At 38.1% G+C, this 13,846-nt stretch carries 14 protein-coding genes and 1 pseudogene; 12 read left to right on the forward strand and 3 right to left on the reverse strand.

Features of this window, described 5'->3' with window-relative positions:
- Window positions 1–101: 101 nt before the first annotated feature.
- The 3 genes from ACFX4I_RS20265 to ACFX4I_RS20275 all read left to right on the forward strand — a co-directional run bounded on the left by ACFX4I_RS20265 (window position 102) and on the right by ACFX4I_RS20275 (window position 1,826).
- A complete protein-coding gene (locus tag ACFX4I_RS20265; protein ID WP_230301616.1) occupies window positions 102–506 on the forward strand; it encodes a secondary thiamine-phosphate synthase enzyme YjbQ in 405 nt (134 codons plus the stop codon).
- A gap of 39 nt (window positions 507–545) precedes the next feature.
- Complete coding sequence (locus tag ACFX4I_RS20270; RefSeq protein WP_377422650.1) at window positions 546–1,121, forward strand: GNAT family N-acetyltransferase; 576 nt, start codon at window positions 546–548, stop codon at window positions 1,119–1,121.
- Between the two features lie 105 nt (window positions 1,122–1,226).
- Window positions 1,227–1,826 (forward strand): cell wall hydrolase, encoded by a 600-nt coding sequence (locus tag ACFX4I_RS20275; RefSeq protein ID WP_377422652.1) that lies wholly within the window; start codon window positions 1,227–1,229, stop codon window positions 1,824–1,826.
- A gap of 62 nt (window positions 1,827–1,888) precedes the next feature.
- On the opposite strand, the gene ACFX4I_RS20280 is transcribed toward ACFX4I_RS20275, so the two are convergent.
- The gene (locus tag ACFX4I_RS20280; RefSeq protein WP_230301613.1) at window positions 1,889–2,476 is read right to left on the reverse strand and encodes a DUF2087 domain-containing protein; all 588 of its coding nucleotides are present in this window, start codon (window positions 2,474–2,476) and stop codon (window positions 1,889–1,891) included.
- A gap of 157 nt (window positions 2,477–2,633) precedes the next feature.
- On the opposite strand from ACFX4I_RS20280, the gene trhA reads away from it, so the two are divergent.
- Together trhA and ACFX4I_RS20290 are read left to right on the forward strand one after the other, a co-directional pair.
- Window positions 2,634–3,278 (forward strand): PAQR family membrane homeostasis protein TrhA, encoded by a 645-nt coding sequence (trhA, locus tag ACFX4I_RS20285; protein ID WP_377422654.1) that lies wholly within the window; start codon window positions 2,634–2,636, stop codon window positions 3,276–3,278.
- A 96-nt stretch (window positions 3,279–3,374) separates the two neighbouring features.
- Window positions 3,375–3,860: a YusW family protein gene (locus ACFX4I_RS20290; protein WP_377422657.1), complete on the forward strand. Its 486-nt coding sequence runs from the start codon at window positions 3,375–3,377 to the stop codon at window positions 3,858–3,860.
- A gap of 283 nt (window positions 3,861–4,143) precedes the next feature.
- Here the strand turns inward: ACFX4I_RS20290 and ACFX4I_RS20295 are convergent, their stop codons facing one another.
- Window positions 4,144–4,716 carry a biotin transporter BioY gene (locus tag ACFX4I_RS20295; protein ID WP_230301610.1) on the reverse strand — a complete coding sequence of 191 codons (573 nt, stop codon included), beginning with the start codon at window positions 4,714–4,716 and terminating at the stop codon, window positions 4,144–4,146.
- 323 nt (window positions 4,717–5,039) lie between these two features.
- Between ACFX4I_RS20295 and ACFX4I_RS20300 the strand changes: the two genes are divergently transcribed.
- From ACFX4I_RS20300 to ACFX4I_RS20325, 6 genes and pseudogenes are all read left to right on the forward strand, one after another.
- Window positions 5,040–5,558, forward strand: coding sequence for an NfeD family membrane protein (locus ACFX4I_RS20300; protein ID WP_230301609.1), 519 nt, complete (start codon window positions 5,040–5,042; stop codon window positions 5,556–5,558).
- A gap of 21 nt (window positions 5,559–5,579) precedes the next feature.
- Entirely contained in the window at window positions 5,580–7,112 is a 1,533-nt protein-coding gene (locus tag ACFX4I_RS20305) for a flotillin lipid rafts scaffold protein FloT (RefSeq protein ID WP_377422659.1), read from the forward strand.
- Window positions 7,113–8,680: 1,568 nt separating this feature from the next.
- The gene (locus ACFX4I_RS20310; RefSeq protein ID WP_377422662.1) at window positions 8,681–9,055 is read left to right on the forward strand and encodes a MerR family transcriptional regulator; all 375 of its coding nucleotides are present in this window, start codon (window positions 8,681–8,683) and stop codon (window positions 9,053–9,055) included.
- Between the two features lie 225 nt (window positions 9,056–9,280).
- Entirely contained in the window at window positions 9,281–10,414 is a 1,134-nt protein-coding gene (locus ACFX4I_RS20315; RefSeq protein ID WP_377422664.1) for an NADH-dependent flavin oxidoreductase, read from the forward strand.
- 62 nt (window positions 10,415–10,476) lie between these two features.
- Window positions 10,477–10,608, forward strand: a pseudogene (locus ACFX4I_RS20320) (SDR family NAD(P)-dependent oxidoreductase); the annotation flags it as partial.
- Complete coding sequence (locus tag ACFX4I_RS20325; RefSeq protein WP_377422712.1) at window positions 10,565–10,708, forward strand: hypothetical protein; 144 nt, start codon at window positions 10,565–10,567, stop codon at window positions 10,706–10,708. The pseudogene ACFX4I_RS20320 and the gene ACFX4I_RS20325, both read left to right, overlap by 44 nt.
- A gap of 465 nt (window positions 10,709–11,173) precedes the next feature.
- Here ACFX4I_RS20325 and ACFX4I_RS20330 read toward each other — a convergent pair whose 3' ends face one another.
- Entirely contained in the window at window positions 11,174–12,082 is a 909-nt protein-coding gene (locus ACFX4I_RS20330; RefSeq protein ID WP_377422667.1) for a LysR family transcriptional regulator, read from the reverse strand.
- Window positions 12,083–12,698: 616 nt separating this feature from the next.
- Here ACFX4I_RS20330 and ACFX4I_RS20335 point away from each other — a divergent pair.
- A complete protein-coding gene (locus ACFX4I_RS20335) occupies window positions 12,699–13,826 on the forward strand; it encodes an alpha/beta hydrolase (protein ID WP_377422670.1) in 1,128 nt (375 codons plus the stop codon).
- Window positions 13,827–13,846 lie beyond the last annotated feature (20 nt).

Consider the following 13,846-nt stretch of genomic DNA (forward strand, 5'->3'; position numbering starts at 1 on the left):
ATAAAATTTTCTTATGTTTTCATCTTGAATCGTTTATGAAAGCATGAATGTAATGTTTAGGGGTAAAGGAGTATTAAAATGAACAAAAGGAGTGAACGTACATGCTGAAGAAAAATAGCTTAAAAACGACGAAAAGAGATGATATGATTGATGTTACGACAGAAGTACAGGCGTTCATCAAGGAAAATGGAATTCAAGAGGGGATAGCTCTTATATATTGTCCACATACGACAGCAGGGATCACGATTAATGAAAATGCCGATCCCGATGTCAAAAAGGATATGCTAAGGAGACTGGATGAGCAATACCCATGGAATCATACATTGGATTTACATATGGAAGGAAACACGGCAGCCCATTTGAAATCAAGTACGGTTGGTGCCTCACAGCAGGTGATCATCCATAAAGGAAGCATGATCCTTGGTACTTGGCAAGGTGTATATTTTTGTGAATTCGATGGTCCCAGAGAAAGGCAATATTTTATTAAATTATGTGCAGACAGGTAAAATGGAAAGTGCGGCAAGGTTGAAGTGGGAGGAAGCGGATTGGACGATGTTTGGATTGAAGGAAGCAAAGTAATATTGAGGAACGTTAAACAAGCCGATTTAAAACGTTTATGGAGCCTGAAATATGGAGAAGCCGATCCAGAATGGAAAAAGTGGGATGCACCTTATTACCCTCTTGAACTCATTGATTTCCATACGTATATCGATAAAGAAACACAGCATAGAACCTATGATGAAAAAATGGGGGTTTACTCTGAGCTATTAATGGAAAAAAACGATCAAATAATAGGGTCTGTTGTATATTACTGGGAACATGAACCTTCACGTTGGCTTGAAATCGGAATTACGATTTTTGAGCCCAATTATTGGAATGGCGGTTATGGAACAGAAGCGTTAAGGTTGTTCATAGGCTATTTATTCGAAAAAATGGAGATTGAGCGGGTTGGGCTGACGACATGGTCAGGTAATGAACGTATGATGGCTGTTGGGGAAAAGCTAGGCATGCAAGTAGAGGGAAGAATGAGAAAATGCCGTTATCATGATGGTCATTATTACGATTCAATCAGAATGGGAATGCTACGGGAAGAATGGGAAACATTAAAATTTCGAAGTTAATTGCCAAGTGAAAATTTTTCCTTTATTTCCTTGGAAAAAATTTAGCACTGTTTTCTCCTATATGGTCTGTTATCCTAGGAAGATGCTTAACGAGGAGGTTACAAGATGAAATTATCAGTATTAATAACCGTGATAATGACTCTAAGTGTCATCGTACTTGGGATAGCTTTTCCTAAGGGAACGACCAGTATAGCTTCTGATGGAGCAACCAAACATGTCATTAAACAAGGTGAATCGATATGGGATATTGCGAAGCAGTATGGCGTCCCGATTAAAAAGTTAAAAGAAGTCAATAATAATATAAATAATGTTGCCGAGCCTGGTAAGACTTTGATTATTCCACATGTAATGAATGAAAAAGATAAAGAATTATTGGCAAGACTTGTGCATGCAGAAGCAAAAGGGGAGCCATACAGAGGAAAGGTAGAGGTAGCAGGAGTAGTTTTGAATCGCCTTGATAGCAAAGAATTCCCTGATACGGTACGGGAAGTGATCTATCAAAAAAACCAATTCTCGCCTGTTGGTGATGGCAGTATAAATAAACCAGCAGGAGATGATGCCAAGAAAGCTGTCAATGAAGCATTGGCGGTTCATGGCTATACAAATGATGCCTTGTATTTTTGGAATCCTAGTATTTCGGACAGTGAATGGATGAAACAATTAGAAGTAATAAAAATTATCGGCGGCCACCATTTTGCCATATAAATTACATCTCAAGAACCGGCTTTCCAAATGGGAGGCCGGTTTTTTAATTTTGAAACCTTAGGTTAAACGATATCAGCCCACATCTCGCGGGGATTCAATTCATAAATGCTGTTTTCACGGTACATGATACTTCCGATAATGAGTTCACGCCTTATTGTTGCATAATCATCATGGAAAGACTGGATGAATTCATTCAATTCATTTTCTGGATATTTACGTCCCTTTTCCAAAAGGCTGGCTATATGATGAAGAACGATCATTTTCTTTTTTCTCTGTGCAGGTATGGTTTTTAGTCGACCATCTGGCATCAAAAAGTTTTCAAGGATCTTTTTGTGTTCTAAATTCAGCTTTTGATTATCCATTTTATTGGAATCCCCCTTAGTTGAAACCATTTTAGGTAATGCTGACGAATAATGCTTCAGGACGTCTTCATTCAAAAAATAATATACCGTATTTTTTTCCCTTCGATCCTTAACTAAATTAATGTCCTTCAATTTAGTTAAATGGTGTGAGATGGTCGGGGCCGTCAATTTTAATATTCCGGCAAGTGCCTGTCCGTGTTTTGGACCATTTGCCAGGATGGATATAATTCTAATCCTAGTTACATCACCAATCGTTTTATGGAAAGCGACCAATTTTTCTAATTGCACTTTAATCCCTCCCTAATTAGATTATCATCTAATTAGATAATAATCTAACTAAGAGGTGATAATCAAGTTAATATTCACTTTTCTATATTGCTTGGAAGATCTAATGTATACTTTAGTTGAATACTAAAAAATTAAGCCGGAATTAAGGAGCTGTAACATGGCCAATACACATGTTTATACAAAAAAAGAAGAAGTGGTCAATGCGATAACCCACGGTGTCGGCGTTTTGTTAAGTATTGCAGCACTTGTGTTTTTAATCATATTCTCAGCCAAAACCGGATCGCCTTGGCATATAGTCATTTCAGTCATTTATGGTGTTTCCATGCTACTTTTATACGTCTCTTCCACTTTAGTCCATAGTTTTCCAGAGGGCAAAACAAAGGATATATTTGAAATCTTTGATCATTCAGCCATATATATATTCATTGCAGGAACATACACGCCCATCATGCTTCTTGTGATCCAAGGGTCACTAGGCTGGACACTGCTGGGTATAATTTGGGGAGTAGCCATAATGGGGGTCGTCTTCAAAGCTTTCTATGTGAAAAAATTCCTTTTCCTTTCGACGATTCTCTATATTGCAATGGGGTGGATGATCGTTATCGTTTGGGGACCGCTTACAGAAACGTTGCCTTCAGCCGGTATCCAGTTACTGATTGCAGGGGGATTGCTTTATACGTTTGGAGCAGTATTTTATGTTTGGCGCGGTTTTCCGTTTCATCACGCGGTTTGGCATGTATTCGTGCTTGGGGGATCTGTCACACACTTTTTTGCGGTATTGTTTTATATCCTTCCACTATGATCCTTGGTCGATTTGATGTATCTGAGGGATTCTTGAGTTTTAATTGACTTCTATTAGGAAATAAATAAGGTATAAAGACTAAAGGAGGAAAAACTAATGAGAAGATCAATCAAAATATTATCAGTGCCGTTTGCCGCTATGCTTGTTTTGACTGGATGCGGTGAAGAAAACGATGAAGTGAAAAACCCGCCGGTTCAGGAAAATGAAAATCAAGCTGAAAATAATCCTGGAACAGGAACGGATAATAATGAAAAACTGCCTTTCACTTATAAGGATTTTCAATTGGATGCGGATTATACAGGCAATGATAACGAATACGAAGCTGAATATGATACCATGGGAGCTCAAACAGAAGCTTCGATCGAAGACAAACTTAACAAACATGAAGTTCACGGTGATGAAGCAATGAAAGAATTGACCCCGATTCTAGAAAAATTGACATTCACCAAAGATTCATCAGAGGAGGAAGTCATTCAAGAAGTGACAAAAGCTTTTAATTTGAAGGATGACTATCAAGAATTTGATTTAGAGGTCGTTTTCGAAGATGGTACGAAAAAAGAATATAAAGTGAATAATAAGTAACTAAATCCGTTACTATATTCATCCTTAAGTAATAAAATGGCAGCAAGTTCATGTGTTTCCTCAATAGTTGTCAAATTACTGTTACTATAGTAAAATGATTACGGTTAGCAAAGGGGATAATATACATTTGCTATTCATATTCGGACTTATGGGGATAGGACCGCAATAATTACTTGTAAAAAAGATTCTTATTTAAGAGTCTTTTTTTGTGCAAGTGTTCGGGAATTTGAATATAAATGAAAGAGAGGGTACCACAAGCGGTACCCTCTCTTTCATTTACCCATCATTGGGAAAGTGGTGCATGTTTTTTTGGCAGCATATTAGCCGAGTCTAACCTTGAACGGATTGTGATGCCAAGCCATGATGCAAGGAATGCCTTTAAAACGCCTACGATTATAAATGGAGCAAAACCGCTGGCAAATGCCACTGGCCAAGATAATGAACTCATATATTTTAACCAAACCGTACCGATGACCAAAGTAATTATCATCCCGATTGTATTGGCAAAGAAAGCCATTGCAACTGAGAAACGGGTTTTTTCCAATATCAGACCCGTTATATATACTGTCGGGATATAGGATAATAAATAACCGCCTGTCGGACCGAATATCTTAGCTAAACCTCCAGACATTTCAGCGAATACCGGCACTCCCGCTGCCCCTATGAACAAGTATAATAAAACGGAAGAAGTTCCATAACGTGAACCGAGTATCGTTGCTGCCAGTCCAACTGCTAGAGTCTGTCCTGTAATCGGTACTAAGGGCAGTGGAATTGTAATTTGGGCAAGTATTCCTATAAGTGCTGCAAATAAAGCTGTGACCATCATCATTCTTAACTTCTCATGACGTTCTTTCATTGTGCTTCCCCCTAATGTAAACCTATTTATATAACGAGTTAACATATAAAGAATTTTAATATGTTAACTAAACACTGTCAATGATATTATGGATTTTAATTCATTAATGATTTATTAGACTACATTGTTTGTAAGTGAAAACAAGGGTAAAATTCAAAACTTGGAAAATAAATGAAACTTTTTTAAGACATCATTCGTATGAATGGTAAGCGAAGTAAAGGGAGGGGATTATAACAATAGACTATCAATGTTGGTAAAACGCTAATCCCAGGTCCTTAAAATAGTAAGCGGCTTGGAAAAATCGAATTTAAAGGATGAAAGAGATGGAGTTATTTGGGATTCCACTGGAAACAGTCTATTTATATGGATTAATTATATTCGGGGGGCTAACATTCTTATTTATCTTGTTTAATGATATATTTTCCGGCCTTGAATTACCGGATATATTTAATCCTACACTCATTTTTAGCTTTTTGACCGTGTTTTTTGCGAGTGGGTTTTTGCTTGAATCGCTTTCAGGACTTCATGCTGGATTGAGTGCCGGCATTTCTCTGATCATTTCATTTACCATCGTCACTTTACTGAATGTATTTGTTTTGATTCCCATCTCATCAGCGGAAGAAAGTTTGACATTTCATGATAATGATCTGAGAGGGAGGGTCGGCAGGGTTCTGACATCAATCCCGGTTGACGGGTTTGGGGAAGTCCTGATTGAAAGCATCAGTGGAAGCATCGCGAAAACTGCGGCCAGTTATAAAAATGAAGGAATTGTTTCGGATACAAGAGTCTTGATCATCGAAGTTAAAAATGGGGTTGTCTATGTATTGCCCCATCAGGATTAAAAAAAGGGTAGGAGGTAGTTTATGTTTAATTTGATTTGGGTTGTCGTCGCCATTGTTGCATTTTTACTTATCGCACTTATTGCTGTCTTTATTACGAAATATCGAACGGCCGGTCCTGATGAAGCATTGATTGTGACCGGAAGCTACTTAGGAAGCAAAAATGTTCACATCGACGAATCAGGAAATAAAATCAAGATCGTTCGTGGTGGAGGTGCTTTCGTTCTGCCGGTGTTCCAGCAAGCGGAACCATTGAGCTTGTTGTCAAGCAAGCTTGAGGTCTCAACTCCTGAGGTATATACCGAACAGGGAGTTCCAGTCATGGCTGATGGTGTATCGATAATCAAGATTGGCGGTTCAATCACCGATATTGCCACAGCGGCGGAGCAATTCCTTGGTAAATCCAAAGATGACCGTGAACAGGAAGCGCGGGAAGTCTTGGAGGGACATCTTCGTTCCATCCTTGGGTCGATGACGGTCGAGGAAATTTATAAAAACCGTGAAAAGTTTTCCCAGGAAGTACAGAGGGTAGCCTCGCAGGATTTAGCTAAAATGGGACTCATCATCGTATCATTCACAATAAAAGATGTTCGTGACAAAAATGGATATCTTGAATCCCTTGGTAAGCCAAGAATTGCACAAGTGAAGAGGGATGCCGATATAGCTACCGCAGAAGCAGAGAAAGAAACGCGAATCAAGCGTGCCGAAGCTTCGAAGGAAGCCCAGCGTGCGGAACTTGAAAGGGCAACAGAAATAGCCGAAGCCGAAAAAATCAACAAGCTGAAGGTTGCGGAATTCCGTCGCGAGCAGGATATTGCCAAAGCACGGGCTGACCAAGCTTATGATCTTGAAACGGCCAGATCCAAGCAGGATGTAACAGAACAGGAAATGCAAATCAGGATCATAGAGCGGCAGAAGCAAATTGAGTTAGAAGAAAAAGAAATCCTCCGACGTGAAAAGCAATATGATTCAGAAGTGAAGAAAAAGGCTGATGCCGACCGTTATGCGGTAGAGCAGGCAGCCTCCGCAAATAAAATGAAACAGATTACAGAAGCGGATGCCGATAAGTATAAAATTGAAGCCATGGCGAAAGCGGAAGCGGAACGTGTTCGTATGGACGGTCTGGCTAAAGCGGACGCACAAAGGGCACAAGGTACGACAGATGCGGAAATCATCCGGCTAAAAGGGGTAGCAGAGGCAGAAGCCAAGCAGAAGATCGCTGAAGCTTTTGAACAGTTCGGTCAGGCAGCCGTCATGGATATGATCTTGAAAATGCTGCCGGAATATGCAAAACAAGTGGCAAGCCCGCTTAGTAATATCGACAAGATCACTGTAGTGGATACAGGTGGAAGCGGTGCGAATGGCGGGGCTAATAAAGTGACTGGGTATGCAACGGATTTAATGGCAACATTGCAGGAGTCATTAAAGGCATCTTCGGGAATTGATGTCAAAGATTTGCTTGAGAATTTCTCAGGAAAGCGTAATTTACCATTTACCACCATCAATCAGGAGAATGTCGAAGCGAACATGAATATGGCAGCAGGCAAGGAAGAGTAACAGGTAAATCATACTGTTCAACACATGAAATTAAGCTGATGAATTAAAAAATACAGATAGGTTATTGGACTTACTTATAGAGAATAAAATAACAAGGAGCCAATTTCTCAAATGACCAATAAAATTGGTATATTACTAAATGAAAAAGTTGAAATAGAACCAAAGATTTGAAAATATAGTTATTAAATAAATTTGGTATAACAATACGGCTTTTTAATTGATGGGTTTATTAGCGAATAGAGTAGTGCTGGAGAGTTAAATAGAGAATGTTAGAGTATCAAACATAGGATTCTTTGTTAGCATAAAAATAAACAACCAAGGATGATTGGTTGTTTATTTTTTGCTTTTTAATTAAGCCTAAATTGGTTTTTAGTTTCGCTATTACTAAATGTTTGAAACCTATATTTGGATGCACTTAAAACTTTATCTATTTGATCATCTGAACTTAATTGCATTGAGTTATAAATTTTAAAAGAAAAAAGCTTTTACTTAAATTTTGACAATGTCACCTTATTTGTTACAATCAAAGTCTTTATCATTTGAAAAAACAAATAATTGTTTGTGTGTACTGTATCCAATCATATTTAAACGTCAATAAAAACTATTTTCATTCTTTTCCTTAGAAAATATTGAATACTCAACATAATCATCAGTTGTTAAGTTGTTAATACATATAATTTGAGCTTGATTATCTACACCTACAAATTTAAATAGATAGTAAATATTATTAAGAGGGAATTGTTGTTTTAAAGCTATCGTTAAATTATTTGAGTAACTAAATGATAATTCTATAGTTGGATTGATATATTTTTTAATTAATTGATCCGCAGAAATAGAAGTGATAGATTTAAAATAACTTATAATTAGTCGGCAAAGCAACTAACGTGAGGACTTAGATCCTGTGGGGCAGCATGACCGACATCCACCTCATGGAAAGGTTGAACGAAGGAATGTAGGAGCATCGACTCTGTGAGACATGGGAGGGTTGACCTCCATGAGACATGTGGATATCCAAAAGTGCGATTATAACATTGCTTAAACCAATTTTTTCCTATAATTGGCTAGTTTAGCATACACTTTTTTCGATAAATCCCTATCCTTGAGGAGTAATGCCGAGCTTACAAAGATAACGGTTAAAGATATGACTATGAAATCCTAAGAATTCTAGAGCAATCGTGAGATGGTGTTTAGTTTATTGAGGGAGGATAGTTGCATAAGGAACCGGATAACTATAATAAAGAAAACTCGCCAATACTGCGGGGAGTTTTGCTTTTTTATATGCCAATAACGAAGTCAAAACAACTGTCATTTTGGTTAATAATTTCGGAAAAGCACCTCAAAAAACGGAACCTTTTATAAAAAATAAGTGGCTTTTTTAATTCTACTCTTTATGTCTCCTTTTTAGAATTTTTCTAACGAAATAAATCTAAAACATCGTTAGATCGTCATATGCAGAGGAATTAAAATTTCTTGACTTAGAGTGAACTCTAAGTATTATTCTTTCTTTGTGTCACAAATTAAAAGAGAAAGAAGAAATAGACATAGCAGATTTAATGGAGGCGGTTATATTGACATATTCTATTGGAGAATTTTCTAAAATCGTTGGGTTAAGCGAACATACATTAAGGTTTTATGAAAAAGAAGGGTTAATAAAAGTAAACAGAGACGATAAAAATGTCAGAATCTACTCAGATGAAAATAAATTATGGATTGAATCTTTGCTCCACCTAAAAAATACCGGGATGTCACTAAAAGACGTGAAACAATTTGCCATGTGGGGGCATATTGGGGATGAAACAATGGAAGAAAGGGTAGCTCTACTTACAAATCATCGTAAAAAAGTAGTGGAAGACTTGGAGAATCTTCGTCAAAGTTTAGAGTTTCTCGATAAAAAAATTAATTTGTATGAAAATAAATTAGGAAATTGTTTCTCTGGAAATTAAGCAGCCAGTTGATTCCCCATTTGCGTCTTTTTGATAACCTCGTACAGACAGCTTTCGAAAACGTGTTTTTATCGAAAAAAATAAAAATAAAAAAACTTGCTTTAGAGTGCACTCTAAGGATTAATCTATTCTTGTACCATTTAATTACATGAAGGGTTGATAGACCTTTACAAATGCGACAAACTAACAACGCTAGATGAATACTATTCAGAAAGAGGTTAAAAAATGAACGAAAAATATAGCAACTTAGTTGAATCCTTTACATTTAAAAATGGAATCACCCTTAAAAATAAAGTCGTTATGGCACCTATGACCACTTGGTCCAGTAATGACGGTTACACTATTTCAGATGATGAAGTGAAATATTACAAAAAAAGAGTGAATGGTGTAGGTCTAGTTATAACAGGATGTACGCATGTCCAACCAAACGGTATAGGTTTTACGAATGAATTCGCAGCTTATGACGATACATTTATTCCAAGTCTACGTAAATTAGCTGATGCTGCGAAAAGCGCTGGAGCTCCTGCGTTACTTCAGGTTTTCCATGCAGGTAACAAAGCACTACCGGCTTTAATTCCAGATGGTAAGGTGGTTAGTTCCAGTGCTGTAGAGACTGAAGCTACTGCATTTGCTCCTTCAGTATTACCTAGTGAACTTTCACATGATGAAATAATAGAAGTGATTCATGCGTTTGGAGAAACAACAAGACGAGCCATTGAAGCTGGTTTTGATGGCGTTGAAATTCATGGTGCACACGGATTTTTACTTCAAAACTTCTTCTCTCCTTTCTTCAATAGACGTGAGGATCAATGGGGTGGCTCTCTAGAAAATCGCTTGCGTTTCCCACTTGCAATCGTTCAGGAAATTAAAAATGTCATTAAAAAGCATACAACAAAACCGTTTATTTTAGGATACAGAATATCTCCTGACGAACATGAAGAAGGCGGTTTGAGAATGAAGGATACCTATGAATTAATTAATCGTCTTATTGAAGCAGATATTGATTATTTACATGCTTCGTTGGTTAATGTCCTTTCCTCAAAACCAGTCGATACTCAAGAAGAAAAAACATATCTTGAATTAATTGTTGAACATGTAAACGGCAGAGTTCCTTTAATGGCTGCTGGTTCTATGGTAACTCCGGATGACGTTGCAACAGCATTAGATAAGGGTCTATCCCTAGCAGCGATTGGTCATACGTTAATCATGAATCCAGACTGGGTAGAAAAGGTTCAGAATGGAAAAGAAGCTGAAATTAAGACAGCCATTAAGACTTCAAAAGTAAGCGAGCTTGAGCTTCCAGAAAAACTTTGGAATGTAATTCAAGCTTCAGGTCCATGGTTTAAGATCGAAGAATAACATCGTAATAGAAAAGTTTACTGTTTTTTATCACGTTTTTATTAAGAGAGGATGTAATTTATATGTCAAATATTCAAGATAAGGTTGTAATTATTACGGGTGCCTCTAGTGGGATTGGAGAAGCTACTGCAAAAGAACTTGCATCTAAAGGTGCGAAGTTGGTACTGGCGTCTCGTCGCGAAGATCGATATCGAACCTGCTAGCATTGCTCGTGCCATTGCATTTGCAATTGAACAACCATTAGATGTAGCGATTAATGAGATGATTATTCGTCCAACAATTCAAGAACTCTAAAAAGAAAACTTTTGTAATGAGGCAGCCCCACTTTTTTTGGGGCTGCTTGTTTATACCTTATACTTTGCAAATAATAAAAGGTTGAGAAAATGCTATATTTAGATACATTTGCAATAGGACTTATTCCCATTGTGCTGATTAGATAACATGCTTCCTCTGAACAATATACTTTTTATTTGGACGTTTAATGTTTAAATGGAAAGTGATTCATTAATAAAATTAAAAAAGAGATTAAATTTTAAGTTTGTGAAGAAATGTACTTAAACAAACAGGTGCTTTAGTTGAATAAGAATAACTAAAAAAGTCGATTCCTTGAGATGGAAATCGGCTTTTTTAATAGGTGACATTTCCTTAGCGTTGTAAATCCGCATTTTCCTGACGCTACCCCTCTTTAAAAGAATGCTTAATGACTTTCAAATCAGAAAATCTGAATGGTGCGTATTCAAGAGGTGTAAGTTCTGAATCCTATATATCTGATAAAGAATTTAAAAATTTCGCCTGAATTTCTTTTAAAAACATATCTGTAGCAGCGGAAAAAACCTGATGCTTTTTCCAAACAATATTTAAGCCAGATTCAAGTCTTGGCTCAAGCGGTCTAAAACAAAGGTTACTATCACTAGACGTATTCACTATTTTATCAAGGACTACTGCATAACCAATGCCCTCTTCAACCATAATGGCAGCATTATAGGCAAGATTGTATGTAGTCACAACATTTAATTTATCAAAATCTTCACCAAACCAATCCGCAAATTCATTTGTAGAAAATGTCTGTTTTATAGCCTGTCGGGAACAGATGAGCGGAACATTTAATAAATCCGCAGCTTGAATGGTATCTTTGGCAGCAAGAAGACTGTCTTTCCTCATAACAACGCCCCAAACATCTTTGGCTGGGATATTGAGATAATTGTATTTTGATAAATCAGCTGGTTGAATTAAAATACCAAAGTCAAGCAATCCCTTGTCAAGCCGTTCAGTCACATCGTCTTCGTTTCCGCTGTAGAGGTGATACCGGATATTTGGATAACGTAACTTTAAATCTTTTACTACCCGTGCAATCTGTTTCATGGCTTGTGTTTCCCCGCCACCTATGTAAACATCACCACTTATTGTATCTTCCATGGAACTAAATTCTGTCTTTAATTTATCGACCATATCAACGATTTCTTCTGCTCTCTTTCGCAGGAGCATTCCTTCATCTGTGAGAATGATACTATGACTACTGCGAATGAATAGTTTTTTTCCTAACTCTTGTTCAAGGTCTTTTAATTGTCTTGACAAGGTTGGCTGTGTAACATGCAAAAAATCAGCGGCAGCCGTCATGCTTCCTTCTCTTGCAACAGTAAGAAAATAGCGTAATACTCTAAATTCCATAAAACACTCCTCCTTTATCATGTTTTAGTATATATGTTTGAGATATGCCCATCAAGCATATCTTGATATAAGATATAAGTAATAGGATATATACAAATAACACGCTAGAATAAATAACAAAGGAGTTTATAGGATGGCTTATACCACAGAAGAAAATCCTTTAATTATCCGAATTAGAAAGGGGGTTTAAAATAAAAAAATCTATTATCACTCGTGGCCTCACCACGCGGTAAAGGACGGCCCTGATATGGAGGCCAGTGAGTGTATGACGTTTGCCAATCTGATGTCCGGTTATGCCAATGCCATCGGCTGTACCACACAAGCGAACATTCTATGGAACACGCCATGACGCATACCATCAGGATCTGTCCCACGGCGCCGGTTTGTTTATGATACCCAAATGTTTTATGAATTTTTTATTGAAAAGCATGCCTGTGATGAACGCTTTATCCAAATGGCAAAGGCGATGGGTATTACGGATGCTTCGTGACCAGAGGATTTTATCACGGTTCCTGCAAAATTGCAGGAGGATTGCGGCGTTGCCAATCTAAAAATGAGCGAATATTGTGTTAATCGTACTTTAAGCCATCAATAAAAACATTGGAAGGGGTTTAAAATGAAAAAAAAATCTATTATAACGCGTGTACTCACAGTGATAACACTGGGCTTGCTTTTATCCGCGGTCACATTTGCATCCAAGACCGGCTTTGGCGTTGTATCCAAGACCAGCGTTGAAGCTGCATCCAAGACCGGCGTTGCATACAAGCCGGACATGTCCAATGGAGCAGACAACTTTTACAAGAGCAACAAGGTAAACATGAAGAAGGTTTCGTTTAAAAATCAATACAACATGAAAGTTGCAGGGAATCTTTTTATTCCCAAAGGTTTGAATAAGAAAACCAAAAATCCCGCAATCATTGTCGGGCATCCTATGGGCGCAGTAAAAGAACAAAGTGCGAATCTGTATGCACAAAAAATGGCTGAAAAGGGATTCGTTACTTTGTCCTTGGATTTGTCTTTCTGGGGAGAGAGTGAGGGTCAGCCTCGCAACGCTGTTTCGCCGGATATCTATGCCGAGGATTTCAGTGCTGCGGTGGATTTCCTAGGCACCCGGCCGTTTGTTGACAGGGATCGGATTGGTGTTATCGGAATTTGTGGCAGCGGGAGCTTTGTCATCAGTGCAGCCAAGATCGACCCGCGCCTGAAAGCCATTGCGACAGTCAGTATGTACGACATGGGTGCCGCTAACCGTAACGGGCTTAAACACTCGCAGACTCTCGAGCAGAGAAAAAAGACTCTCGAAGAGGCAGCGGAGCAACGCTATGTGGAGTTCACAGGCGGTAAAACCAAATACACCAGTGGGACAGTACATGAACTAAATGAAAACTCTACCGCCATTGAGCGTGAGTTTTATGACTTCTACCGCACTCCAAGAGGCGAATACACCCCTAAAGGTCAGTCGCCAGAACTTACAACGCATCCGACGCTTACCAGCAACGTCAAATTCATGAATTTTTACCCATTCGAAGACATAGAGACGATTTCTCCTCGTCCAATGCTTTTCATCGCTGGTGAAAACGCTCATTCTAGAGAGTTCAGCGAAGACGCCTACAAGCTGGCGGGTGAACCGAAGGAACTCTACATTGTTCCGGGCGCAGGTCATGTGGATCTGTACGACCGGGTAAATTTAATCCCCTTTGACAAGCTCGAGTCCTTCTTCAAAGAAAATCTGAAGAAAAAGTAAGGCTTGTGTTGAAGATCGTA

It is taken from the genome of Peribacillus sp. YIM B13472 (assembly GCF_042788005.1).
GTDB lineage: Bacteria > Bacillota > Bacilli > Bacillales > DSM-1321 > Peribacillus > Peribacillus simplex_E.